The sequence below is a fragment of the Chitinophaga pinensis DSM 2588 genome, assembly GCF_000024005.1.
Classification (GTDB): domain Bacteria; phylum Bacteroidota; class Bacteroidia; order Chitinophagales; family Chitinophagaceae; genus Chitinophaga; species Chitinophaga pinensis.
Genome location: NC_013132.1, coordinates 840,471 through 866,534 on the forward strand (window position 1 = coordinate 840,471; position 26,064 = coordinate 866,534).

26 protein-coding genes are annotated in these 26,064 nt (G+C 45.6%); 11 read left to right on the forward strand and 15 right to left on the reverse strand.

Annotated features, from left to right (window positions below):
• Window positions 1-54 precede the first annotated feature (54 nt).
• Window positions 55-372 carry a hypothetical protein gene (locus CPIN_RS03440; protein ID WP_012788371.1) on the reverse strand — a complete coding sequence of 106 codons (318 nt, stop codon included), beginning with the start codon at window positions 370-372 and terminating at the stop codon, window positions 55-57.
• Between the two features lie 296 nt (window positions 373-668).
• Between CPIN_RS03440 and CPIN_RS03445 the strand changes: the two genes are divergently transcribed.
• A complete protein-coding gene (locus CPIN_RS03445; RefSeq protein ID WP_012788372.1) occupies window positions 669-1,562 on the forward strand; it encodes a hydroxypyruvate isomerase family protein in 894 nt (297 codons plus the stop codon).
• Here CPIN_RS03445 and CPIN_RS03450 read toward each other — a convergent pair.
• The 3 genes from CPIN_RS03450 to mqnC form a co-directional block, all read right to left on the reverse strand.
• Entirely contained in the window at window positions 1,559-2,101 is a 543-nt protein-coding gene (locus CPIN_RS03450) for a GNAT family N-acetyltransferase (protein WP_012788373.1), read from the reverse strand. The two genes, CPIN_RS03445 and CPIN_RS03450, sit on opposite strands and share 4 nt — an antisense overlap.
• A gap of 50 nt (window positions 2,102-2,151) precedes the next feature.
• On the reverse strand, window positions 2,152-2,793 hold the full coding sequence (locus CPIN_RS03455) for a hypothetical protein (RefSeq protein ID WP_012788374.1): 642 nt from the start codon (window positions 2,791-2,793) through the stop codon (window positions 2,152-2,154).
• Between the two features lie 335 nt (window positions 2,794-3,128).
• Window positions 3,129-4,253 carry a cyclic dehypoxanthinyl futalosine synthase gene (gene mqnC, locus CPIN_RS03460; RefSeq protein ID WP_012788375.1) on the reverse strand — a complete coding sequence of 375 codons (1,125 nt, stop codon included), beginning with the start codon at window positions 4,251-4,253 and terminating at the stop codon, window positions 3,129-3,131.
• Between the two features lie 79 nt (window positions 4,254-4,332).
• Here mqnC and CPIN_RS03465 point away from each other — a divergent pair, with 79 nt between their 5' ends.
• The 5 genes from CPIN_RS03465 to CPIN_RS03485 all read left to right on the forward strand — a co-directional run bounded on the left by CPIN_RS03465 (window position 4,333) and on the right by CPIN_RS03485 (window position 9,758).
• Window positions 4,333-5,547 carry an aspartyl protease family protein gene (locus tag CPIN_RS03465; RefSeq protein ID WP_187294736.1) on the forward strand — a complete coding sequence of 405 codons (1,215 nt, stop codon included), beginning with the start codon at window positions 4,333-4,335 and terminating at the stop codon, window positions 5,545-5,547.
• 80 nt (window positions 5,548-5,627) lie between these two features.
• On the forward strand, window positions 5,628-6,548 hold the full coding sequence (locus tag CPIN_RS03470) for a retropepsin-like aspartic protease (RefSeq protein WP_187294737.1): 921 nt from the start codon (window positions 5,628-5,630) through the stop codon (window positions 6,546-6,548).
• A gap of 57 nt (window positions 6,549-6,605) precedes the next feature.
• A complete protein-coding gene (locus CPIN_RS03475; RefSeq protein ID WP_012788378.1) occupies window positions 6,606-7,841 on the forward strand; it encodes a M16 family metallopeptidase in 1,236 nt (411 codons plus the stop codon).
• Window positions 7,842-7,901: 60 nt separating this feature from the next.
• Window positions 7,902-9,185: a M16 family metallopeptidase gene (locus tag CPIN_RS03480; RefSeq protein WP_012788379.1), complete on the forward strand. Its 1,284-nt coding sequence runs from the start codon at window positions 7,902-7,904 to the stop codon at window positions 9,183-9,185.
• A gap of 165 nt (window positions 9,186-9,350) precedes the next feature.
• The gene (locus CPIN_RS03485) at window positions 9,351-9,758 is read left to right on the forward strand and encodes a lysozyme inhibitor LprI family protein (protein ID WP_012788380.1); all 408 of its coding nucleotides are present in this window, start codon (window positions 9,351-9,353) and stop codon (window positions 9,756-9,758) included.
• A 2-nt stretch (window positions 9,759-9,760) separates the two neighbouring features.
• On the opposite strand, the gene CPIN_RS03490 is transcribed toward CPIN_RS03485, so the two are convergent.
• The 3 genes from CPIN_RS03490 to CPIN_RS03500 form a co-directional block, all read right to left on the reverse strand.
• Window positions 9,761-10,651 (reverse strand): YitT family protein, encoded by an 891-nt coding sequence (locus CPIN_RS03490; RefSeq protein WP_012788381.1) that lies wholly within the window; start codon window positions 10,649-10,651, stop codon window positions 9,761-9,763.
• A 10-nt stretch (window positions 10,652-10,661) separates the two neighbouring features.
• Entirely contained in the window at window positions 10,662-11,819 is a 1,158-nt protein-coding gene (locus CPIN_RS03495; RefSeq protein WP_012788382.1) for a formimidoylglutamase, read from the reverse strand.
• 149 nt (window positions 11,820-11,968) lie between these two features.
• Window positions 11,969-12,217: a hypothetical protein gene (locus tag CPIN_RS03500; RefSeq protein ID WP_012788383.1), complete on the reverse strand. Its 249-nt coding sequence runs from the start codon at window positions 12,215-12,217 to the stop codon at window positions 11,969-11,971.
• 381 nt (window positions 12,218-12,598) lie between these two features.
• Between CPIN_RS03500 and CPIN_RS03505 the strand changes: the two genes are divergently transcribed.
• Window positions 12,599-13,705, forward strand: a complete 1,107-nt coding sequence (locus tag CPIN_RS03505; protein WP_012788384.1) for a glycosyltransferase — start codon at window positions 12,599-12,601, stop codon at window positions 13,703-13,705.
• 78 nt (window positions 13,706-13,783) lie between these two features.
• Here CPIN_RS03505 and CPIN_RS03510 read toward each other — a convergent pair whose 3' ends face one another.
• Window positions 13,784-14,140: an arsenate reductase family protein gene (locus tag CPIN_RS03510; RefSeq protein ID WP_012788385.1), complete on the reverse strand. Its 357-nt coding sequence runs from the start codon at window positions 14,138-14,140 to the stop codon at window positions 13,784-13,786.
• Window positions 14,141-14,438: 298 nt separating this feature from the next.
• Here CPIN_RS03510 and polA point away from each other — a divergent pair, with 298 nt between their 5' ends.
• The 3 genes from polA (at window position 14,439) to CPIN_RS03525 (ending at window position 19,268) form a co-directional block, all read left to right on the forward strand.
• Window positions 14,439-17,258: a DNA polymerase I gene (gene polA, locus CPIN_RS03515; protein ID WP_012788386.1), complete on the forward strand. Its 2,820-nt coding sequence runs from the start codon at window positions 14,439-14,441 to the stop codon at window positions 17,256-17,258.
• Window positions 17,259-17,491: 233 nt separating this feature from the next.
• On the forward strand, window positions 17,492-18,010 hold the full coding sequence (locus CPIN_RS03520) for a GNAT family N-acetyltransferase (protein WP_012788387.1): 519 nt from the start codon (window positions 17,492-17,494) through the stop codon (window positions 18,008-18,010).
• Window positions 18,011-18,131: 121 nt separating this feature from the next.
• Complete coding sequence (locus tag CPIN_RS03525; protein ID WP_012788388.1) at window positions 18,132-19,268, forward strand: C1 family peptidase; 1,137 nt, start codon at window positions 18,132-18,134, stop codon at window positions 19,266-19,268.
• Between the two features lie 89 nt (window positions 19,269-19,357).
• Here CPIN_RS03525 and CPIN_RS03530 read toward each other — a convergent pair whose 3' ends face one another.
• From CPIN_RS03530 to CPIN_RS03540, 3 genes are all read right to left on the reverse strand, one after another.
• Window positions 19,358-20,059, reverse strand: a complete 702-nt coding sequence (locus CPIN_RS03530; protein WP_012788389.1) for a pectate lyase — start codon at window positions 20,057-20,059, stop codon at window positions 19,358-19,360.
• A 540-nt stretch (window positions 20,060-20,599) separates the two neighbouring features.
• On the reverse strand, window positions 20,600-20,947 hold the full coding sequence (locus CPIN_RS03535; protein ID WP_012788390.1) for a hypothetical protein: 348 nt from the start codon (window positions 20,945-20,947) through the stop codon (window positions 20,600-20,602).
• 21 nt (window positions 20,948-20,968) lie between these two features.
• Complete coding sequence (locus CPIN_RS03540; protein ID WP_012788391.1) at window positions 20,969-21,586, reverse strand: L-threonylcarbamoyladenylate synthase; 618 nt, start codon at window positions 21,584-21,586, stop codon at window positions 20,969-20,971.
• Window positions 21,587-21,697: 111 nt separating this feature from the next.
• On the opposite strand from CPIN_RS03540, the gene mtgA reads away from it, so the two are divergent.
• A complete protein-coding gene (gene mtgA, locus CPIN_RS03545; RefSeq protein WP_012788392.1) occupies window positions 21,698-22,411 on the forward strand; it encodes a monofunctional biosynthetic peptidoglycan transglycosylase in 714 nt (237 codons plus the stop codon).
• Window positions 22,412-22,492: 81 nt separating this feature from the next.
• Here mtgA and CPIN_RS03550 read toward each other — a convergent pair whose 3' ends face one another.
• From CPIN_RS03550 to CPIN_RS03565, 4 genes are all read right to left on the reverse strand, one after another.
• Window positions 22,493-23,008, reverse strand: coding sequence for an ATP/GTP-binding protein (locus tag CPIN_RS03550; RefSeq protein ID WP_012788393.1), 516 nt, complete (start codon window positions 23,006-23,008; stop codon window positions 22,493-22,495).
• Window positions 23,009-23,022: 14 nt separating this feature from the next.
• Window positions 23,023-23,658 carry a nicotinamide riboside transporter PnuC gene (pnuC, locus tag CPIN_RS03555; RefSeq protein ID WP_012788394.1) on the reverse strand — a complete coding sequence of 212 codons (636 nt, stop codon included), beginning with the start codon at window positions 23,656-23,658 and terminating at the stop codon, window positions 23,023-23,025.
• A 19-nt stretch (window positions 23,659-23,677) separates the two neighbouring features.
• Complete coding sequence (locus CPIN_RS03560; RefSeq protein WP_044217781.1) at window positions 23,678-25,351, reverse strand: PNGase F N-terminal domain-containing protein; 1,674 nt, start codon at window positions 25,349-25,351, stop codon at window positions 23,678-23,680.
• A gap of 105 nt (window positions 25,352-25,456) precedes the next feature.
• The gene (locus CPIN_RS03565; protein ID WP_012788396.1) at window positions 25,457-26,053 is read right to left on the reverse strand and encodes a NifU family protein; all 597 of its coding nucleotides are present in this window, start codon (window positions 26,051-26,053) and stop codon (window positions 25,457-25,459) included.
• Window positions 26,054-26,064: the final 11 nt, after the last annotated feature.

A 26,064-nucleotide genomic window follows, 5' to 3' on the forward strand; every position in this document is an offset into this window, starting at 1 on the left:
CCTCCAGCTTTGAAACCTTACAACCTTAGTATTTTTTTGTTGGTGCTTATGGCACTATACACCGGCTACCTTGTACCTGCGTACTTTTTGAGCCGTCTTGCGTTCCCTGATGCTTTGCGTGACTTTTCTTACTACCCAGCTCAGTGTAAATGTCGGAATGAAGTCCAGACCAGGGAATAGTTCTTCAATAAAGTTGAACACACTTCCAAAAGCCCCCAGGTTACTGCCAAACATCCTGTAAAAAATAATAGCAGAAATTGGGGCCCAGATCACGTCACTCACCTCTCCTAAAACCGGCACGGCATAACTTGCACATCCTATCAGGTCCATTACAATACAAGTCCATAATGCAGGGGTAAATCTTCTTTCCATAGACCTCCGCTTTAAATGTTAACAAAGTATAATCAAATAGCTTACCAATTTAAATTACGGTTGACCGGTATGGGAATTACGATGCGGCGTTGTGGCGTTTTTTGGGAGTAAATCTTTGTAATACAATCTATTAAAAAATGCTGATTTGTTCTCTCTGTGTATTCGTAATCCTATAATCAAACATAATTGTCCTCTAAATAGTATAACGTATTGGCGCTATATAAAGTTACGAAGTATTTAACGTTACAGATCTACGGAATTTTAAATTGCGTAGTTTCACGTAAACTGTTTCCAACATGCTTAACGAAAATTCCCGCCGCGATATGATTAAAAAGGCTGCTGCTATGGCGTTTGCGTCCACATCTCTTGCATCCCTGTCTACCCGTGTGATGGCGCACGAAAACAAGGTAGAAGAAAAACTGAAAGGCCAGATCAACCATTCCGTTTGTGCATGGTGCTACAATGACATTCCACTGGAAGACCTGTGTAAGGCGGCCAACAGAATCGGCCTTGCCTCTATTGATCTGCTGGATCCGAAAGATTTCGCCACCGCTAAAAAATATGACCTGACCTGCGCCATGGTGGCTTCCATCAACAAAGACTGGAACATCGGCCGGGGCTGGAACAGGGAAGCACATCATGATCAGCTCGTTACATACTATGAATACCTGATAGATGAAACATCGAAAGCCGGTTTTACAAACCTGATCTGTTTTTCCGGTAACCGGGAAGGACTGGACGACCAGGCTGGTATTGAAAACTGTGCAAAAGGATTGAAACGCATTATGAGCTATGCGGAGAAGAAAAAAGTAACCATTGTGATGGAACTGCTGAATAGTAAGGTGAACCATCCCGATTACCAGTGTGACCACACCAACTGGGGTGTAGAGCTGTGTAAATCAATTGGTTCAGATCGTTTTAAGCTGTTATACGATATTTATCACATGCAGATCATGGAAGGAGACGTAATCCGTACAATCCAGGATAATCATCAATATTTTGCGCATTACCATACCGGTGGCGTTCCAGGCAGAAATGAGATTGACGAAACGCAGGAACTTTATTACCCGGCTATTATGAAGGCGATACACGATACAGGCTTCAAAGGCTTTGTAGCCCAGGAATTTGTGCCTAAACGCGCTGATAAATTGGCGTCTTTGAAACAAGGTGTGGAGATCTGTGATATCTAATGTTTCCAGTCCTGCTTCAGTATCCCCATCACCACCGTGTCCACATATTGCCCATGCAGTTTGGCACTGTGGCGAAGAATTCCCTCTTTGGCAAAACCAAGTCTGATTGGGATCTGGGCACTCCGCTCATTCTGTAAAGCAAAGCGGATCTCTAACTTATTCAGCCTCAGCGATTCAAAAGCAAACGAGATAAGGGCTTTGCAGGCGTTCACGGCAATACCTTTGCTACGAAACTTTTCGCCCAGCCAGTACCCGATCTCTGCTTTTTCCAGCGGATGATCCCAGTTGTGCAGATCGACCACGCCACACAATTGCTCCTGGTACCATATACCAAAAGCAATGGCTTCCTGATCTTCTGTTTTGCGCAGCATCATCTCAATAAAACGCAGTGTATGATCTGAATGGGTGTTATAATCCACCCAGGGAAGAAAACGACGAAGACTCTTGCGGGAAGTATCCATTTGCTGATAGAGGGCAGGCGCGTGTTCCGGTTGCAGTTGCCTTAGTATAAGAGATTCATTAACAGATAATTCCAGCATAAAATAAAATGAGGTTTGGCGTCCGGCCAAACCTCAAAATTAATAAATTACTACTTCATTGCTATCAGCTGCTGCTTCTGCATATCTTTCACGATCTGCTTTGCAAACAGGTAAGCCTGCCGGTAAGCAGTAGGAGGGTCTACTGACGCAGACTGTGCATTGTACAATAACTTCTTCTCTTTCAGGTCATACAGGTTAGTATCCCATTGATATTTCGTATTGACCTGGGTGTATCCCGGATCGTACATCCGTCCGTACCAACCTCTGTAATAAGGCCAGAAACCACCATAGTATGGATTACCATAAGGACCATAAGCGCCATAACCCGGCACATAGGTTCTCTCTCGGGATTTGTCCACCATTGCGATCGTCATCACCTGGTCCACATCACTGCCGCGGAATTTTTTCAGGGCCGCCTTTTCATCTCCTTTACTAAGATTGTCATCAGGCCCGTAGGTAGCATATGCAGAAACCGCATTATAGCCTTCCTTCTTCAGTTCTGACACCAGGTTATCCTCCATCAGTATACGCAGACTGCGTTCTTTCGCAGGTACCAGCGCGATCACCATGATCTTATTCTCCTGCTGTATCCGGGCATCCGGTGTCTTCCAGGACGAAGTCAGTTTGGTGCTGGTACAGGCTGTCATTGACAACAGCCCTATAGCCATAAAAAATAATCCTAACTTTTTCATAATTCCTCCTTTTAACTACCTGTTAGACGGAGGTAGACAGAAAGAGTTACAACTGAATAAGAAAATTAACATTTCTTTGATAACCAGACAGTTCCAGTCAATTAGGAATTACGAATTAGGAATTCATTTAATAATTGTCTTTAAAACCCTTTATTGTTTCATTATTTAAACAATCGCCAGTAACTGAGAAGGCTTCATCCTTCATTGATCTTTCGTTAAAAGAACGAAGGATCAATGAAGGATGAAGCCTTCTTATTAATACAAAAGATAGTATTTCAATACATCACCCGCACTAATCTCCGCTGCATTTCAATTCCTAATTCCTAATTGCCTAATTAGTAATTGATCACCTGCTCCTGTATGCCCGCCGGAATCTCTCTGAACTCATACAACTGTGTACGCAGTTGCGGTTCGAAACCAGCTTCTTTGATCGCTTCCTGCATAGAGCGGTAGGTGAATCTGTGCGGAGCACCAGCAGCGCTCACCACATTCTCCTCGATCATGATAGAACCGAAGTCGTTTGCACCGGCGTGCAGACAGATCTGCGCTACCTGCTTACCTACTGTCAGCCAGGAAGCCTGGATGTTTTTGATATTCGGCAGCATGATACGGCTCATAGCGATCATACGGATATACTCTTCGGAACTTGTCATGTTGTGTACACCACGGATACGTGATAACAGCGTATCTACATCCTGGAATGTCCACGGAATGAACGCAGTAAAACCATAATGGCCTTCCGGCTTTTCACTCTGTACCTGACGGATGTCGGCAAAATGCTGGAAACGTTCCATCAGTGTCTCCACGTGACCAAACATCATGGTAGCTGATGACGGAATATTCAGTTTATGGGCAGCTCTCATGACATCCAGCCATTCCTGTGCACCGCATTTTCCTTTGGAAATAAGACGGCGTACGCGGTCATTCAGAATCTCAGCGCCTGCTCCCGGTAAACTGGCCATACCAGCTTCCTGCAATGCAGCCAGCACCTCGATATGCGTGCTCTTTTCCAGTTTAGTGATATGCGCTACTTCGGGGGGACCGAGTGCGTGCAGCTTCACAGCAGGATATAACTGCTTTAGCTGTTTGAAAGTATCTACATAGAATTTCAGCCCCAGCTCCGGATGGTGACCTCCCTGCAGCAGCAGCTGGTCTCCGCCGAATTTCAGCGTCTCTTCTATCTTTTTCTTGTATTCGTCAATGCTGGTAATATAAGCCTCAGCATGACCGGGAACCCTGTAGAAGTTGCAGAACTTACAGTTGGCCGTACACACGTTCGTTGTATTCACGTTTCGGTCAATCTGCCAGGTCACCTTTCCATGAGGTACCTGCTGCTTACGCAGTTCATTCGCCACATCCATCAGTTCCGCAAGCGGTGCCTTTTCAAAGAGGTAAATCCCTTCTTCCGGTGTGAGCCACTCGAAGTTTAATGCTTTCCTGTATAGATCTTTCAGTTCCATGATGAACAAAGGTAGGAATAATGTTAAATTTATAGCACCGTTATTCTGTCACGGTCTCTGTATGCAAAATTCTACGCTGTTGAAGCACTGTTGGCTCATATCAATTGCCATTATGTGTCTGTTCCACGTTGCCTCTGCGCAAACGACACCTGCACCTGTAAGCACTCCTAAAGAAGGTGAGCTGATTACCCGTTTCCCGTTCAAACAGTATTATGGTGGCGTAGTCGTCATCCGGGCTTGTCTGGCTGGCATTCCCGATACACTCCAGTTCATCCTGGACACCGGTAGCGCCGGTATTTCGCTGGATACCAGTACCTGTCTGCAACTGGGCATTAAACTGACGCCTACTGACCGTATTGTCAGAGGGGTAGGAGGTTCAAAAACCGTGGCCTTCGCCATGGACAAAACACTGTTATTGCCTGGTTTACAGGTGGATAGCCTGGACTTCCACATCAATGATTATGAGCTTATCAGCCAGGTATATGGCTTGCAGATCGATGGTATTATAGGATATAGCCTGTTAAGTAAATACATTGTGCAGGTCGACTACGACACAGAAACCATTTCCATCTACCAGAAAGGAAAATTCAATTATCCGAGAGGCGGTCACCTGATGCGCCCATCGCTGACGCTGATCCCCATCGTCAATGCTTTCCTGAAAAACGGGAAAGCACAGCACTTCAACCGCTACTATTTTGACACCGGCGCAGGAATGTGCCTGCTGCTGTCCCATCAGTTTGTACAGGACAGCGCGATTCTGTCTTCCCGGAAAAGACAACGTAAAGTCATTCAAACGGAAGCACAGGGACTGGGCGGCAAAATGAACATGGATATCACCACTTTACAGGAATTCAAGATCGGCAACTACTCCTTCCGGAATGTACCCGTTTACCTCTTTGACGACGTCACCAATGTCACCGCCTATCCTTTCCTGGGAGGAATGGTCGGCAACGACCTCCTGCGCCGGTTTAACCTGATACTCAACTACGGCAAAAAGGAGATCTACCTGATACCTAACTCGCATTATAAAGACCCTTTTGACTACTCCTACACGGGCCTGATCATCTACCTCATAGATGGCAGGGTAGAGATCACGGATATTATCAAAGGTTCTCCCGCTGAAAAAGCCGGTTTGCAGAAAGGCGACATTATCATGGCGATCAACAATACCTTTTCCAACAATTTGCAGATATACCGCGATCTGCTGAAAAATGTAGGCACCCGTCCTTCACTCCTGATCATGCGCAACAAAGAGTTGCTGATAAAAAAAATGCAGATCAAAAGCATATTATAAGCGCCTGATATAATACATTGCACATTCCTCCGTTAGAAATCTGTGTGGGGCCATCCCGTTAAAAGGAGATAATGTTCATCGTGAGAAAGTACCTTTTTGCCATACTCGTATGCCTGCCGGTATTCCTCTTTGCACAGGTACCGGCCATTCAGAAACCAACTGCAACGGTCCCGTTCCGGCTGTTCGACCGTTACATGGTGATTAGCTGCGCCCTTTCAGGCGTAACGCCTACCGGTGTTGTAGACAGTCTGCACTTCATTTTTGATACCGGGGCAGAAGTAACTACCCTGCGGCAACAGACAGCCGACCGGCTGCAACTGAAAACGAAAAACAACGGTGGACTCAGTGGTACAGATGCCGTTGTGGTCAGAGTACCGACCGCAGAGCTCAGCGTCCTGTTTTTTGAAAAGACCAGGCTTCCTTTCGTCAAAGTATATATCGAACCCCTCACCGAATTCAATGATATTCCCGTCACTATCGACGGTATTATTGGCGTAGACCTGCTCAAGGCATTCATCGTGAAGATCGATTATGAGAAAGAAGTTTTAGAGCTTTACCGTGCACAAAAGACACCGCCTAATACACCCGGACAAAGAATGACACTCACCAGGAACTTTGAAACGCCGGCACTGGAAGGCACAATTACCCTGCCCGACGGTCAGACGCTCAACAGTTACTATCATCTCGTTTCAGGCGGAGAATACGGTATCCTTTTTAACTTCCCTTATGTGGAAAAACATCACTTAAATACCCGTCTGCCCATCCTGAGCACCGATAAAGTAGGTGATCTGTATAAAGATTTAACCTACACCAATACCAGTTTGCCCGCCCTTGAACTGGGCAGCACAAAGCTGACACAGGTTGGAGCCAGCTATAGCAAAGATGTGAATGATGCCGGCTCTATCCGCGAAATGGCCGGCTCTATTGGTTATATGGTATGGCGCCAGTTCAAATCCATTACGATTAATTATACCGGACGCGAGTTATTCCTGGAAAAATAGTAGCGGTCCATTCTCCCATTCTTTTAGTTAACTTGCAACTCTCATAAACAGGGAAATATGATTCATTTCAATAAATTCACTTTAGCCAACGGATTGCGCGTGATTGTGCATGAAGACCATACCACTCCAATGGCAGTGGTAAACGTGATGTACGATGTGGGCGCACGTGATGAAGATCCAACAAAGACCGGCTTTGCACACCTATTCGAACACCTGATGTTCGGCGGCTCCATCAACATTCCTGAATACGATGAACCTTTACAGATGGCCGGCGGCGAAAACAACGCCTACACTACCAGCGATCTGACCAACTACTATATACAACTGCCGGCAGAGAATATCGAAACCGCATTCTGGCTGGAAAGCGACCGTATGCTCTCACTCGCATTCAGCGAAAAAAGCCTGGACGTACAGCGTAAAGTAGTATCCGAAGAGTTCAAAGAACACTACATCAATAAGCCTTACGGTGACGTATGGCACAAAATGAGAGACCTTGCTTATTCCACCCATCCCTATAAATGGATGACCATCGGAAAAGAACTCTCTCATATCGAAAATGCAACACTGCTGGATGTAAAAGATTTCTTCTTCAAACATTACCGTCCGGCCAATGCAATCCTCGTGGTAGGTGGTCACGTGACGACCGCACAGGTAAAAGCGTTGGCAGAAAAATGGTTCGGTGATATTCCTGGTGGAGAACGCATGCAGCGTAATATCGCACCGGAACCACCACAGACGGCAGCGCATAAACTGGAAGTGAAAGCCAATGTGCCACTGGATGCATTGTATAAATGCTACCACATGCCTGGTCGTACAGGCAAAGGTTATTACGCCACAGACCTGATCTCTGACATTCTGGGTGGCGGCGCTTCTTCCCGTCTCAACCAGGTACTCGTAAAAGAGAAAAAACTGTTCAGCAATATTGACTGTTATCATTTCGGTACACTCGATGCCGGTCTGCTGACCATCGAAGGCAAACTGGTGAAAGGTGTGAAAATGAAAGATGCAGAAAAAGCCGTGCAGGAAGAACTCGATAAAGTACAGCAAACCATCATCCCTGAAAGAGAATTACAGAAAGTAAAAAACAGGGTGGAAAGTATGCTGGCTTTTGAAGATATGGGACTGCTCAACAGGGCAAATAACCTGGCATTTTATGAACTGATCGGTGACGCTTCTCTCATGAATAATGAATTCAGTCATTACGAAGCCGTAACAGCGGCCGAAATGCATGAAGAAGCACAACATCTTTTCGACGAGAAAAATTCCAATACGATTTACTATTACGCAGGATAAAGATGTTCATACACAACTGACATCGTTTAATCCTTTGTAAATAAATATGCTTTTAGATTAATGATAAACCGGAAAATTGCCCCTGAAATAAAAGATGCCACGGCCTTCGATATCAAGCTGAGACCTTACGAAAAGGTCACACTGGACAATGGCATCCCTGTCCATATCATCAAATCAGACGAACAGGATACTTTACAGCTGGAACTGGTATTCCCGGGTGGCAGCTGGTATGAATCAGAAAATCTGGTTGCATCCGCCACCAACTTCCTTATGAAGAATGGTAGTGGAAAACTTTCTGCCCTCCAGATCAATGAAAATATCGACTACTTCGGTGCATATCTGAACCGGAACAGTCATCATGAATATGCAACCTATACGCTGCACTGCCTCACCAAACACTTTGCTGATCTGGTGCCCGTATTACAGGAAGTGATCCTTGATCCGGTTTTTCCAGAAGAAGAACTCGCGATCTTCCGTCAGAATATGAAACAAAGACTGGCGGTAAATCTGCAGAAATGCGACTTCGTAGCCAACAGGCATATTGACCGCTACCTCTTCGGTGAGTTTCACCCATATGGCAGAGTGAGCAGCATGGAAGCCTATGACGCTTTGCAGTCAGCCACTATGCAGGCTTTCTACAAACAACATTACACCTACAATAACTGTAAGATCTTTGTAGCAGGTCACCTGCCGGCAAATATGATAGAAATGCTGAACGAATATTTCGGTAAAACGAAATGGAACGGAGAAGCATCTATCATTCGTCCTGAGATCTCTATTATGGCCGCAGAAGAGAAGAAGTTCCGCATCTTCAATGATGAAAATGGTGTACAGGGAGCCGTTCGTGTGGCTCGTCCATTTCCGAACCGCTACCATCCCGACTTCCCTAAAATGCTGGTGTTGAACACCATACTGGGCGGCTACTTTGGCTCCCGTCTGATGAGCAATATCCGCGAAGAAAAAGGATATACCTACGGGATACACTCTCAGCTCTATAACTTCCGCCAGTCCAGCGCTATCAATATCCAGACAGAAGCCGGACGTGATGTATGCGAAGCAACCATCGAAGAGATCTACAAAGAACTGCGTACCCTCCAGAAAGAGATCGTACCTGAAGAAGAACTGCACCTGGTGCGCAACTTCATGATCGGTTCTATTCTCGGAGACCTGGATGGCGCATTCGAAGTGATCCAGCGTTGGAAAAATCTGATCCTGAACGGACTGGATGAAAATTACTTCTACAATAACATCAATACCATCAAGACGATCACCGCCGAAGAATTACAGGAATTAGCACAGGAATACCTGTCTCCTGAAGACTTCTATGAACTGGTAGTAATCTGATCCTGCTTTAATTTTTACAGTTTTATCGCTGTTATTATAAAAAAGAGGCTTCCACAATGTGTGGAAGCCTCTTTTTTTTGCAGATTGTCTTCATTTTATCCCTGAAAACAGCCAATCTCACATATTTATAATTTATTATATTTGCAACCCTAATTGTTCAATCCTATGAAACGCCTTATCCTTTGTTTACCGTTGTGCATCTGTTTGAATGTTTTCGCACAAACCAGCAAAACTGCCGTTGACTCTCTTGAGAAGCGCTATCAGCAATGTCTGTCAGAAGGAAAAAGCAATTTTAATTGCGCCCTCCAGTATTATACGCAGATGGATAGCCTGCTGCACAGCGTATACACCGAACTGTATGATAACCTGGACAACAATCGCCGGCAAACCCTCCAGATCTCTCAACAGCAATGGGAAGAAAAAAGAGAAACCTATTTCAAAGACATTGATGTGCGTGTAGAAAAGAAAAGACCGCTCACCTTATCCGGTCTGGACGATGATATGATCGTTACCGATAACAAAGCCGCTTTCCTGAAAACACGTATCGTAGAGCTCCTGGGCAAACACTCCTGAGTTTAATGGTGGGTAGCGCGGCGTTTGATCATGCCGCCTTTGGTATCGTTGATATTGTGTTGCACAATGAAAGCCTTTTCATCGATCTTCTCGATCTCATCGATGATCTTGTGTACTTCCAGACGGGTAACAACAGTATAGATGATATCAATATCCCTGTCAACAGATCCGCGTTTGCCGAATCCACTCTGTCCCTTAAAAACAGTTACGCCTTTACGAAGTGACAAGGTCAGGGTTTTTCTTATGAGTTCACTTTCATTGGAGATAATGGTAAGTGCAATGTATTCTTCAAAACCCTGGATGATAAAATCAACGGTTTTAGAGGCCGACAGATAGGTCAGCATCGCATACAAGGCTGTTTCCACATTGATCAGTACTGCTGCAATACTGAATATCACAATGTTGAAGTACATGATCACTTCACCCATAGACAACACCGTTTTCCGATTGATGTAAAGCGCCAGTACTTCGGTTCCATCAAGTACCGCACCACCTCTTACTGACATACCAATACCTGCACCAAGAAAGAAGCCACCGAAAATAGCGATCAGCAGTTTGTCACTGGTGATAGTCGGTACATCAATAAACACCAGGGCAGCGGCCAGTCCGAGGATCGCGCAGAGCGCCCTGATGGTAAACGCAACAGACAATTGTCTGTACGCCAGCAGAATAAACGGGATATTGATCACAATCAGCAATACCGAGATAGACCAGCCCGTGAGCCGGCTTATCAGCAGGGAAATACCCGTTACACCTCCATCGAGGAAGCCATTAGGTAACAGAAATCCTTTCAGCCCGACGGCTGCCAGTAAAACTCCGATACCGATCAATACGATATCCTGAATATTCTGAATGTAACTAATGCGGGCACGCGTCTTCCTGGTTTGTGACATATCTGTAAACTTACAATCTTTCCTGATGTCTCAACCACCTCTCCGGTATTTCGTTATTGCTCGCCATCAGATAATCACCATAGGAGCAAGGCAGGAAACTCTTCTCTTTTGATTTCCCTTTTCCCGGCAGTTCCATCCACCAGCGACCGGTCTTTTTACTCTTCAAAAACACGGTATCGATATCTGCACAAACGATATTGAATTCATAAAATCCGTCTCTTTCTTCCAGCAGCGCTTCTTTTTTTCTGATGGCAATACCATCCACAAAATACCAGAGCATCTGAGCAATCTGTTTGGCTGTCAGCGACTCCCGGTCTCTTTCCGGACGGTAGCCATACACACCGAAGGTGCTGAGTCTTCCGCTCATACCGGCATAACGTGCCAATGTGCAGGCTTCATCACCACCCAGTCCGTTAGGAGAGAGGGTATTGGCCGGCGCATCATTATGCTTGATAATATTGATATCGATGCTGAAAAGGTCTGTGTTACGCAGTACGGGTTCTATCTCTTCCAGGTTTTCTCTTACCCTTCCCAGGCGATAACAGTCGAAACGCAGTTTGTCCAGCGTCTCAATCATATGGGGATGTATAAAGTAACTCTGAAAAGCGAGGTGATTATAATGGCGGATGTAATTAGGTTGTTCCGTCAGCATTTCCATCAGGAACTTATCTGCCGGCACCTGTGATTCTTCCTTCAGATCGATGATGGCATCTGCAACGGTTACTTCGATCACATATTTCTGAGAAGCGTAGGCTTTGTATTGTGCATAGGTCAGGTCATGGGAACCGCCTAACAGGATCACTGTTTTATTGGAATTGATCAGTTCTGCCAGTACCGTTTTTAAGGCGGCATAGGTGTCCTGCAGACTAACCCCTTTACGAAGATTACCCAGGTCAGCTATTTTGACGTCTCTGTGCCAGTAATATAAACTGTAAAATTCGCTTCTGACGATGTCCGGCGATTCTGGTCCTCTTTTACCGGGACCATATCCACGGTCCTCACTTACGCCGAGGAGGACCACGTCTGCTGCATCGAGATTGGGGATATGACCTTCCTCATAAGCATCGGTAACACCGCCGATCTGGAAGTCGTCATATGCCTGGTCATTATTCAGGCTGCCTTTGGAGATTGGTAACAGATAATCATGCAGATGCGTAAAGTCTGACATCACAACAACTTTTGTTTGGCGGCAAACCTACGAATCAATTATGAATTTATTGTGTCTGGAAAAGACGAACAGCGGATTGTTATCAATAGGGCACATCAGGGGTCACATGATCAATGTATGGTCATGAAATAATCCGCGAAGCTGTGAGATTAGTTCTTGTGGACGATGAATTCGAATGCTTTATGCTCCTTCCTGGAAAATGCTTTCTGTAGTACAGATCGTTTGCTGGTGATGCGGTTTTTGTTGCAATCAGCAACTTCCATAACATTACATAGGTATTCCATGGTCTCAACCATCGTAAGCATATCGCTGATCTGCTTCACTGCATATTGAATCTGTTGTTCGCTATACCGATCCTCATGCAGTAAGATCAATAAGTCCCTCTCAACCTGTTTCATTTGAATAATTTGACTGTTCCCTTAAAATTGTTAAAGGCGTTTCCATATAGGTGTAAGCGGCTTGGCGTATATAACAACTGGATGTCACAAGTTTTCCTTCAAGATCGGGAACTCAACGGCAAAAGACAAAGTACTTATTACTTAGTGCATACGTTTTTTATTCATGGTAGGGCATCCGCAGTCATTCTTCTTCAATACCTTACAACCCTGACTTACAATGATAAGACTACCGCACACTAGAAAGATAGTCATCCATTTTTTTATTCTCATATTACTCTTAAGTTAGTTCACTTTATTATAAAGCCTGTCCGTACGAGAGTTTACCGTTTCTTAACAGTGCGCTTTTCTAAATTAAGCTAATTTCGTAAAAATTTCAAATATTTGTCCACAATTTCTACGCGCAAAACGATTCTCATAGTCCCGCTCGACTGGGGATTGGGACATGCCACCCGCGACATCCCGCTTATCCATGAACTATTAAACGCTGGCTGCAAGGTTGTTATTGCAGCAGAGGGTAAACATGCCGCTCTCTTGCAGCAGGAGTTCCCGGAACTGACGATCCTTCCCTTACCTGGTTATCGCATCGAATACGCACAAAAAGGCTGGTTTTTCGGCTGGAAAATCATACAGCAGATCCCTAAGATCCTGAATGCGATCAAATTCGAACAGCAATGGCTGGAAAAAATGGTGGTAGCGCATCAGATAGATGCCGTGATTTCGGACAACCGCTTTGGTCTGTACCATAGCAAAATACCTACTGTTTTCATCTCACATCAGTTACTGATCAAGACGCCTTTCGGTGGTTTCATCGAAAAGTGGCTACAGGCACTCAACTACCGCTATATCAACCGGTACGGCGCCTGCTGGATCCCTGACTATGCTGACACCCATAACCTTTCCGGTATCCTGGCACATCCTTCAAAGCTGCCGGCCAATACAACCTACCTGGGTTGTCTCAGCCGTTTTGAAGACCGTCAGGACGTAAAACAACAATATGATCTGCTGGTACTCATCTCCGGTCCGGAACCTCAACGTTCCAACCTGGAGAAAATGATACTTGACCAGATCGGATCTTTACAGATAAGCGCCCTGATCGTCAGCGGTAAACCAGGTACCCCAGAGAAGAAACAGATCGCTCCGGGTGTACAGCAGGTTAACCACATGAATGCCAAGGAATTGAATGAAGCTATGCTGGCGTCCAAAATGGTATTGAGCCGTTCCGGCTATACCACACTGATGGACCTGGTGAAGCTGAATAAAAAGGCCATCCTGATCCCGACGCCTGGGCAGTCAGAACAGGAATACCTGGGTAAGTTCCTCATGAAAAAAGGATATTTCTACAATATCCCGCAGCATACATTCGACCTTAAAAAAGCACTCGAAGCTGCCGATAAATTCGACTTCAAATCATTTGAACATGAGCAGGATATGGAGCAGTATAAAGATGTAGTGAGGAAATGGGTCGCACAGCTCCAGCAGAACAACTAACATATTCGGGATATACATAAAATAAGAGAGAGGCGTCCGCCAAGGTGGACGCTTCTCTTTTTTATCTTTTCAGGTAACTTACTTCGCTGCAGCTGCAGTTAATCCTTCTACCGCTTTCTTATCACTACCCACAAATATCTGTTTGCCAACAATCGCTACCGGACGCTTCAGGAAAGAATACTCCTGCAATATCAGATCGCGGTAATCATTCTCCGTCAGTTCTTTTTCATGCAATCCCATCGGACGGTATTTCTGTGACCGGCGACTGAACAGTGCCTCATAAGTACCTGCCAACGCATGCATCTCTTCCAGCTGTGCAGGAGTGATCTTTTCTGTCTTGATATCCTGCAGCACAAATCCGTTCTCTTTTGCCTTCACTTCCTCCAATATACGCTTACAGGTGGTGCAGGTAGATAAATGATATATTTTCTTCATGTCGTTACGCTTTGCTACGCAAATATCCTTTTTTACAGGCAATGTCCAACGCATCCCTTGTCCGCTTACGTTAACACGCTTTGCGTTATACACACATACATTGCCCGTTTTCACATCCCGCTGTCAAGCTTCCTTGTACAAATTTTCTTAGCAGAAAAAAGGTCATTAACCGACGCTTTCCAATACTGATTTCTACCTGCTTATTGTTTGATTTTTTCACCTGAATTACAGCTCGTACACTCTCTTTCCCCAACTCCTAATTCGTCATTCGTAATTCCTAATTGTTTACTTTTGGCAGATGCAAAAGAAATTGTTTTTACTGGATGCAATGGCGCTCATCTATCGCGCGTACTATGCATTGATCAGAAATCCACGCCTGACCAGCACCGGGAGAAATACCAACGCACAGTTCGGTTTTACCTCCACCTTGCTGGACCTCATCAATAAGGAAAAGCCAACCCACATGGCTGTGGCGTTTGACACGCATGCCCCCACCGAAAGACACACCACCTTTGTTGATTATAAGGCCAACCGTATGGATGCGCCGGAAGATATCCTCGATTCACTGGACGATATCAAACGCATCATCAAAGGCTTCAATATACCTGTTGTTGAACTGGATGGCTATGAAGCAGATGACGTGATAGGCACCCTGGCATGGCAGGCTGCTGATGCCGGTTACGACGTATACATGGTAACCCCCGATAAAGACTATGGTCAGCTGGTAAGAAACAATGTGTTTATCTACAAACCTCCTTACATGGGCAACAAAGAAGAAATTCTTGGTCCGAAGGAAGTGTGTGAAAAATGGCAGATCACCGATGTTCACCAGGTAATAGATATCCTCGGACTGATGGGGGATGCTGTAGATAACATCCCGGGTATCCCTGGTGTGGGAGAGAAGACGGCGATGAAACTCTTGTCTCAGTATCACTCCGTAGAAGAAGTGATTGCGAATGCGGACAAGATCGGCGGAAAAATGGGAGAGAAGATCAAGGCCGGTGCAGAAAGTGCCGTTCTTTCCAAACAACTGGCCACCATCATCACAGATGTACCGGTTACTTTCCATGAAGAAGATTTCTGTATTAAAGACCCTAACAGGGAACAGCTGATAGAAGTTTTCACAGAACTGGAGTTCAAAACCCTGGGTAAACGTATTCTGGGTGATGGATTCGCAACGCCTGCTGCAGAACCGGCAACGCCTCCTAAAGTACAGCTGGATCTTTTCGGCAATGAAATACAGGGCGCCGCACCACCGGTTAGCGAAGAAGCACAGGACGTACCGCTCAGTATCATGGTGGCTGATAAGAATATCAACAACACTCCGCATAATTATATCCTGGCAGATACGCCTGAAAAAAGAGCGGAGCTCTTAGAACTCCTCCTGAAACAACAGGAGATCTCTTTTGATACAGAAACAACCGGCACAGATGCCAATGCGGTTGACCTGGTGGGGATGAGCTTCTCCATCAAAGCAGGAGAGGGCTGGTATATTCCCGTTCCGGCTGACAAAGCACAGGCACAAGCTATTGTAGATAGTTTCCTGCCACTGTTCAATACTACCCATATTACCCTCATTGGTCAGAATATCAAATACGATATGATCGTGATGAAATGGTACGGGGTTGAATTCAACGGTCCTGTCTTCGATACCATGCTGGCCCACTACCTTATCGAGCCGGAAGGCCGTCGTGGTATGGACCTGCTCAGTGCACAATACCTGCAATACGAACCTGTTTCTATCGAAACCCTGATCGGTAAAAAAGGAAAAGGCCAGGGCAATATGCGGGATGTGGAGATCGACAAGATCAAGGAATATGCAGTAGAAGATGCCGATATCACCCTGCAGCTGAAAGAGAAATTCGCTCCTTTATTGCCCCTCAAAGCGGTAGATAAAGTATTCTATGACGTGGAAAACCCACTGGTAAGAGTACTGACAGATATGGAATATGAGGGCATTGCGCTGGATATTCAGGCTTTATCCGATTACTCCCGTGAACTTGAAACAGAGATCAAACGCGCAGAAGAAAGTGTATATACACAGGCGGGTGTCCGCTTCAACCTCGCATCTCCTAAACAACTGGGAGAGGTGCTGTTTGAAAAACTGCTGCTGGATCCTAAAGCGAAAAAGACCAAGACTGGCCAATACGCTACCGGTGAGGACGTATTGGCAAAACTGGCCAATAAACACCAGATTGTAGAAGACATCCTGGTATTCCGCGAACTGAGCAAGCTGAAATCCACCTATGTGGATGCGTTGCCGCTGATGCTGAACAAGCGTACCAACCGTGTACACACTTCCTATAACCAGGCAGTAGCAGTAACCGGTCGTCTGAGTTCCAACAACCCGAACCTCCAGAATATTCCGATCCGTACCGACAGAGGTCGCGAAGTACGTAAGGCATTTGTTGCGAAAAATGAAGATTACGTATTGATGTCTGCGGATTACTCCCAGATCGAATTACGTATCATCGCCGCTATCAGTGGCGACGTACACATGATCGATGCCTTCCGTCAGGGACTGGATATCCATGCTGCCACCGCGGCAAAGGTATATGGTGTTGAACTGGCTGATGTAACTGCGGATATGCGCCGGAATGCCAAGAGTGTGAACTTCGGTATCATATACGGGGTGAGCGCCTTCGGTCTGTCGGAGAACCTGGGTATTGCCAGGGGAGAAGCCAAAACACTGATCGACAACTACTTTGCACAATACCCATCCATCAAAAAGTACATGGATGACCAGATAAAATCCGCCCAGCAGAACGGCTATGTGGAAACCTTACTGGGTCGTAAACGCTGGTTGAAAGACATTAACTCTTCCAACGCGGTGGTAAGAGGTTACGCGGAGCGTAACGCCATCAATATGCCGATACAGGGTACTGCGGCCGATATGATTAAACTGGCGATGATCTCTATCCATAAAACGCTCAAAAAAGAAAACCTCCGTTCCCGCATGATATTGCAGGTACATGACGAGTTGGTCTTTGATGTGCATAAAGATGAAATAGAGCAGATCAAACCACTGATCCAGGATGGTATGCGCAATGCCCTGCCACTGGCGGTACCGGTAGATGTTGAAATAGGTATTGGCGTCAACTGGTTACAGGCCCACTAATATGAGTCTTATTACTACAATTATATAGCTGTGGAAAAGCAATTACGAATGATGCCGGCGGGCACTGATAGCGTCCCTCATTCGTAATTGTCCCACCCACAGTACAGCCCCGGAATACATAGTAAAACTCCCTCGCAACATCATTGCAGCTACTGTATTTATCCCTGATAATTAATATTTTTTAACCTCCTTTGCCTCTTGCGTTTTCCAAAATCGTTTACTAGCTTTCGGCCATGATCCTGACCTCCCGTCTCCAATTGTTATCATGTACCCTGCAGTATTTCGAAGCGCTGTTGCAGGGCGAGGAGGTATTGAGTGAGTTACTCCACATCCGTATCCCCGAACCCTGGACCGAGTATCCGGAAATAATCCTCGTTGCTTACGATAAACTGCGTAATGACCCCTCTATGCTGGGTTGGTTTTTCTACCTCGTTATCCACAAAGAAGACAAATGCCTGATTGGTGCCGGTGGCTTTAAAGGACGCCCCGACAAAGACGGAACTGTTGAAATCGGTTATGAAATCTCTGCTCCCTACCGGGAACAAGGCTATGGTACAGAACTGACTCAGGCACTCGTACGCTTCGCGTTCAGTCATTCCTACGTGAACAAAGTCGTTGCCCACACAGAAGAAGAATACAATGCAGCCGTCAAAGTGCTCCAGAAATCAGGGATGCATTTTGTAGGAGAAGATCCCGAGCAACTCTGGAAATGGGAAATAACCCGCGACCAATACCAATGGCCGCAGGATTGAGATTCCAGCCACCTGCAATCTATTGCATCCCCCATTCATCAATCTTTAGTCTTTAAAAATGACCGTTTTAGCTTAGATTCGACCTCTTTATTTTACAACAAAAGCTAAAACACCATTAAGAATGAAGAAATGGGCGCTATGCCTTGCCGTTTTCTGTTCTACAGCGGCGATTGCACAAACAACCAATAAAGAAGGCAGTAATTACAAATTCACTGTTGTGAAGAACCTGGACGCAGGTGATGTTGAAAACCAGGGTAACACAGGTACCTGCTGGTCTTTCTCCGGTCTTTCTTTCTTCCAGGCAGAAGCTCTCCGCAATGGCAAGGGTAAAGATGTCAACCTGAGTGAAATGTTCGTTGTTAGGAGAATGTACCCGCTGAAGGCAGCGAATTATGTGCGTATGCATGGTAAAGCCAACTTCGGAGAAGGTGGTGGTTTCCCGGATGACCTGCTGTGTCTCCGTCAGTATGGTCTGGTACCTCAGAGCGTATATGATGGCAACCGCGTAAAAACATACAATCATGCCGAAATGACAGCGCTGCTGGAAGGTGTGGTGAAAAAAATCGGTGCTACCGAAACGACCATCAACCCAAACTGGAACAAAGCTGTTGACGGTGTCCTGAATGCTTACATCGGCGACGCTCCTGAAAAATTCGAATACAACGGTAAATCTTATACCTCCAGGACTTTCGCAAAAGACCTGGGTCTGGATGCAGATGACTATGTAATGGTCACCTCCTTCACACACCACCCATACTATGAACAGTTCGTGCTGGAAGTACCAGACAACTGGAACTGGGATAAAATGTACAACGTTACTTTAAACGACCTGACTACCATTGCAGAAAACGCAATCCAGAATGGTTATACTATCGCCTGGGCTGCTGACGTAAGCGAAAAAGGTTTCAACTTTGCACAGGGTCTGGCAATCGTTCCGGATGTTGCTGCCCTGACACCTGATCAGCTGCAGAAAGCATTCACCGAGCCGGTAAAAGAACTGACCATCACTCCTGAACTGCGTCAGCAGGCTTTCGACAACTACGAAACACAGGATGATCACGGTATGCACATCGTAGGTATGGCGAAAGACCAGAATGGTAAAGTATTCTTCCGTGTGAAAAACTCATGGGGTACTGCCAATCCAGGTAACGGTTACTTCTACGCTTCTGAGCCTTACTTTGCGTACAAAACCACCAGCATCATGGTGAACAAAAAGGCAATCCCCGCCGATATAGCAAAGAAACTGGGTATCAAATAAACACTGGTACTTCAAGATAAGCTGATGCTCTTAACAAGCGTGTTCAACAAAATAAAGGAGGCGGTCTGTAAAAGACCGCCTCCTTTATTTTAATAAGTCGATACCTGTGAGGCACTGGGTACTTCCCAGAGTTTAGTCACACCGGATGTCGTCATATTCCTGTAACGCACTTTCAGGTTCTTGCTCTCGGTACGTACGATATTGGTACCGCCGGAGAAAGTACCTCCATTGATCGTAACCGTTACATTATATTGTCCGCTGCCATTCGTGCGTAATACCTTACCAAAAGTCGTCACCCTGAAGTTGTTGATGTTAATTGTGCCATCTGCATTTATCTGCAACACCTTATCGTATGCATTCTTCGCAATACAGTTGTTCAGCGTAACCGTTCCTTTTGACTTCAGCGTCATGGCATCTTCTCCTACATCTATCCATTCTACGTTATCCAGCGTTGCATTACCATATACATGCACCCCATCGCAACCAGGAGCACCGATCTTTACATTCTTCAATGTTGCGCCATTCTCCAGTCTGAAGATAGGTTTCTGATTTTCTGCCTGACTACCATCGCCAAGACCCTGCGCAATAATAGTGTTACCCTTGCCGTCATAGGTTTCTCCTGCTTTTACAATAATGGTTTGTGTAATCGTTACGTTGGCCATTGCACCAACACCCACTGCCGCAATTACATCGGGAGTAATGTTTGCTACATCGGAGGCGTGTTCCTTTTTACAGCCCATAGCAAGAACGCCGGCTAACATAGCCGACAATAAAATCTGATTTGTTTTCATGTCAGTAGAATTTATAAATGATCAATAATTCATACAGTGGAATAGCAGGCATGACGATGCCGGTACCATATAGGTTCAGTTTTAAAACAGCAATGATTGAAATGGAAAAAGGGCTAATTAAGCTGGGCTTTCATCAGGGTTGAACTATCGTATTATTGTTCGCTTTTGATTCAGATCCGTGTTCGATAAGGTTGCTACAGGTTGATGATCGAAATTATCTAAAAACAACACATAACAGCATAATCAAGGGGTATATTTTTACGCAAACGATGCCGAGAACGATTCCGTAAAAAAGAATATTTGATTTAGTCAACTACCTGCCTTTGGGGGATGCTTTTTGATGCGTTTTTCTGGTCAAAAAGACGCTGGGAACAGGAAAATTTTATTGTTGGAGAGGGGGAGGTTTATTCAGCATAAAAATCACGGGGGTGCAGTGTCTGATTTTTATTGACTAAAGCAAGCACTTTAGTTGACATAGTCATATTTAAGAGACCAAAACCACAACTATAAAGGAAATCCCCAATTCCCTGTCTTTAGGTTTTATTTCCCTTCTATGCGTTGCGCTTCCTGGTAAGTACCTAATCTGAGCTTCACAGGAACCTGTGTTTGCTTCTCCCAGTTCCATTCTTTTTTGCAGAAAAAACCAAAATGTTGATCATAATAATCATTTGGTTTCAGGGGAGAATTTACCCTTGGGTTTGCACTATGCTGAGGCAACTGAAAAGAGGAAAAATAAAGCGGCGCCGCTACCGTTGTTTTACTTTCCGGCATCCATTTACTTGACTTGGTCAAAGGATAAAGTGGTCCCACTATCAATTTGGTCTGCCCGGATACTTGTGTAAGGCAACCAATCAACAATAATCCCGCTATGGTCGTAATTCTTCTCATCTTTATTTCATTTTATTGATCTTATACTAATTCTTCCCAGCTACCTGCACCTTCTCTGATCAGTTCCGGTTCGTCGCCGGTACAATCTACCACGGTAGAGAAGGTCATACCACCGATTCCGCCATCCACCACGATGTCTACAATACTACCAAATTTCTCGTGTATGATCTCGGGATCAGTATATTCCTCTACGTACGTTTCTATCGGAAGAGACGTACTCAGGATCGGATTACCGAGTTCTTTTACAATTGCACGGCTGATATTATTATCGGGTACACGTATACCAACAGTGTCCTTTTTCTGCTTCAGCAAACGGGGTACTGCCCGGCTGGCCGACAGGATAAATGTATATGGTCCCGGCAACGCTTTCTTCAGCATCCTGAAAGTGGGGGTGTCCACACTTTTAGCATAATCTGATAAATGACTGAGGTCATAACATATAAAAGAGAACTGGGCTTTGGCGGGGTTGATATGTTTAATACGACAGATTCTTTCTACTGCCTTCGGCTGACAGATATCACACCCCATACCATACACGGTATCGGTTGGATATATGATCACGCCTCCGTCTTTCAGACACTCTACGATCGTCTTCAGATGACGGGGATTCGGATTGTCCGGATGTACTGTTAAGAGCATATTACAAATTTACAAAACTACTGCCGGAAGCAGCCCCAATTTCCAGGCCAACACCTGTTGCACATTAAATAATCTTACTATCTTTCCGGCCAATTTGAAAAACCAATCCGGATGAATACAAAAGGGATTGTTCCGAGAACATGGAGAAGGGTCAAGAAGATCGCACTTATTCTGTTTATAGCACAATTTGTCTACATCATTATTCTGAAGTGGATTAATCCTCCCATCACCCTGACCATGATATCTAGCTGGTTTAGTCTGATAGGTACCGATAAACACTTTCATAAAACCTGGGTGAATTACGACGAGATATCCCAACATGCCAAACTGGCGGTACTGGCCAGTGAGGATCAGCTGTTCCCCGATCACAATGGTTTTGACTTCAAGTCCATCGAAAAGGCCATGAAGCACAACCAGAAAAGCAAGAAAATAAGAGGCGCCAGCACCATCAGCCAACAGGTCGCTAAAAACGTTTTCCTCTGGCAGGGGCGTAGCTGGATACGTAAAGGACTTGAAGTATACTTCACCTTTATGATCGAAAAAATATGGGGGAAAGAACGCATTCTCGAGATGTATCTGAATGTGGCCCAGATGGGAGATGGGATCTTTGGGGTAGAAGCTGCCGCCCAGCAGTATTATCATAAAGGAGCCGCCAGCCTGAATCGTGAACAGGCCGCTATGATCGCTGCCTGTCTGCCTAATCCGGTGAAATACACCGTTATACCTCCGGCACGGGTCACTTCCTTCCGCCAGCGTAAGATATTACAACAAATGCGTTTTATCGCGCCTGACCCGGATATCTCCGAACTGGTCAGCAGCAAATAAAACACGCATAGTCAACGATATAACAAAAAAGCGTCCGCCACAGGCAAGACGCTTTTTTTTTATTGCTTTCAGCTCCGTCCGTTATAACAGCTTATCAACTGCTGCTATCGCCGAAGCAATTCTTTTTTCAAAACTTCCCCTGATCTCCACCCAGGGTACGCCCGATTCCATCACCAGCTCCCGGTAAACATTGTAAAAATATTCCCGCATAGCCGGGTCAGGATGCTCGCGCTGAGGATCTTCCTCCCAGGGGATATCGATATACGTCAGTAGATACAGATCATACCTCCTGTCCCTGATCGCCTGCAGGATCTCCGGGTCACAATTGCCATACTTATGCTCACTCCATACCTTAATGACATGCAGATCCGTATCACAGATCAGCAGGCGATTGGCCCGGGCAGCCAGTTGATCTTCCTGTGCAAGTTGCCCTTTTGCCATACTAAGGAGGTCAGATTGTTCATAAGGCCGGGGCAATGTTTCCAGGTATTGTCGCGCATACTCAGGCACCCACATAGTTTGATAATGCGCCGCCAGCTGCTCGCTCAATGAACTCTTCCCGGTAGACTCCGGCCCTATGACAACTACTTTCAACATATAATATAATAATATTACTTGGCCAGTCCGGGTGCATTTTGTTCACGCCATATCTTTCTCCAGCTGAAATATCCCATTACCGCCACAATGAACAGGAATATGGTCAGCACCGCCGTCGGTAGCAGGTGCTTATGAAATAACAGCGGTACCGCTACCAGGTTGGACACATTCAATACCACCCAGTTCTCGATCTTCCTTTTCGCCAGTAACCACATACCGGCACAAGCTGTTGCAGATACAAATGCGTCTATTACCGGAACATCTGAATTGGAATAGTTCCTGAGCAGATACCCGAATAAGGCCCAGCCAATTAAGGTAATACCGCCTGTTACCATCCATTCACTCCGGGTAGCCCAGCCGACAGGTGTTTCCGGTTCGCTTGCACTCTTCCTGGCCCAATGGTACCACCCGTATACACTCATGATAAAATAGTAGACGTTCAGCGTTGCCTCGGCATACAGCTTAAACTGCTCCCTTGACAACAGGTAAGCATAGATTCCCGTGCTCACCAGTCCTGTAGGATACAGCCAGATGCTGTTCTGCTTACTGCATATCACACTGATCGCGCCAAACAAAGCCGCTATGATTTCCAGCCAGCTCATTTGGTGTACGCCTGCCAGCAATCCCTGATATAGTGCGTCAAAATTCATCCTGCTAAGTTATATGGCATTATTTCTCTCCCAGTAAACTACCTGATACGTTCCAGGCGCTGAAACTGTTTCCTTCTCTTTCTCCCAAAGGAATCTTCACTTTGAACGTGTGTACACCCGGTGTCAGATCGGGCAAAGGTATGGTAACCGGTTCAGTTACACTACCCGGGCACCAGTTAGATCTGCTCAGATCAGAAGAAGAGAGTCCATTGCCGAAATTACCTGATGACGGATTCAGTAACCGGAAGTTGCCACAGTCTGTTCTCCATGGAATAAAGTGGTACACCCGATTGCCATCTACAAAGATCTCATTCAGCTTCTGGTTGAACTCATCTCCGCCGCCCCAGCCCCCATGACCGGTAGAGGTATAACGTAAACGCAGGTTCCTCAGGCCGGCAGGTATATTTACCGTTACCTCCAGCGAATCTTTACCGAACATGGTACCATACTCCTGGCTGGCCATTTCCATCAGGTTGGTGGTATTGAATATCGGCATGATCCAGTGTTCTTTATCAGTGGTATCCCGGTCGTTATCTCCCGGATAGTACTTCAGTCGTAAACTTACCTTATGTCCTCCTTTATCATAGTTACCCACAAATACACCAATCCATACTTCGCCATTCAGACGTGGTTGTAACTCCGTAATATCCTGACGATATACCGCAGAATCAGCCCACTGGTAGCCTTTGATCTTTACCTTCTGGTTGTAATGGTTCACCCCGAACGGTGTAAAGAAACGCATCAGTTCAAGGGTAGGGAGGTAGTCGTCAGTAGCGGTTACTCCACGGTATTTCTCATGGTACACCGGCAATGCGCTTACCCCATTTTTCAGTCCATCCAGGAAAGACTGCTTCTTATCTTTTGGGATCATAAACACAGATCCGGTACGGTCATAGGCATCTCCATTGGAGAATTGTGCCACTTCTGCAAATACAGTCCCTGCGTTCAGCGCAGGCAGCTTTACCTTTTTCAGGATCACGGTTCCGCCGGCATAGTGGTAAGTCACGTTCTCCTGCTCTCCGGCAGGGTCATGGTGCTCATTCCCCCAGCTGATCTGTTCCTGGTTGAAGATGCTGATCGTGGTGAACCTGTTTTCTATAACCTGGCGCAGGTAAGTGGCGTCATCCACCATCTGTCCCATGGCGACAGGCCATTGCAGTTCTTCGTCCTTCACATCACGCAGGTCTACCTTCGTAGCGATATATTCTGAATTACCGTTGCGGATGGATCTCAGCACCAGACCAAGACCGGGTGCATAGCCCTGTACCGGGGTTCCTTTAAACGGCAATGTATTGGTATACCAGATGTCTATGCTGTTGGAGCGTACGACCAGTTTCGCCTTTTTACAGGGGTATCCCAGTATGGTATCGGTGCCCGGCACCAATTCAGCCTGTTCGTAGTCAGCAAATGCCTTTTTAAATGTCAGCAGGTGTCCATCCTTGTCGCTGATCTGCTGGTAAGTAGCCTTCGCTTTGTTATCCAGCAATTGTAATTCCTTTTTGTTCACTGCATTCAGCGGCTTAAACCGGGCTTTGTCACCTTTGATGATCAGCTGAATACCACCATCCGGCATATCCTTACCATTGTACTTAAAAGCATAGGTAACCTCGGCGCCGGGTTGTACAGACTTGGACTGCGCCAGTGCGGTCCCTGTTGCGAGCAGGGTCATCCACACAAATGAAAATTTCCTCATAAGTATAAGTGTATCCTATTTATCGCTAAAGATACAGGTATAAATAAAAAAGCACAGTCCAAAGACTGCGCTCTTTTTTAACACTATCATTCTCTCAACTATGGCTTATTCTGCTTCTGCCACTACTTCTTTCACTTCCGGAATCATACGCTTCATCATGCCTTCAATACCGGCTTTCAGCGTGATCATAGAAGATGGGCAGCCTGAACAGGAACCCTGCAGCATCAACGTCACAGTACCGTCGTCGTAATCTTTAAACTGAATAGCACCGCCGTCCATTTCAACCGCTGGTTTCACGTAGTTCTCAAGTAATTCCTTGATACGTTTTACCACATCGGTATCATCTGCACTTACTTCGTTGGTTGCGGCAGCCTTTGTAACCACTATCTCTTCTTCGTTAATAACGGGACGGTTATCTTCCAGATATTCCTTCAGGAAGGCTTTTATAGTAGGTATAATATCGTTCCAATCAGTGTCAGGAGTCTTCGTCAGGGTAATGAAATTAGCCATGATGAAAACGCCTCTGATAAACGGAAAACTGAACAGCTCAACAGCCAGTGGTGATGGCTTAGCACTCGCTTCATCAGGAAAATCGATATGCTTACCTGGGTACAACAGTTTGTTCGCTACAAACTTCATTGTTTCCGGGTTGGGCGTCATTTCTGTATATATACTGATTATGGGATTGCCTGTTTTGATCATAGTACACTAAA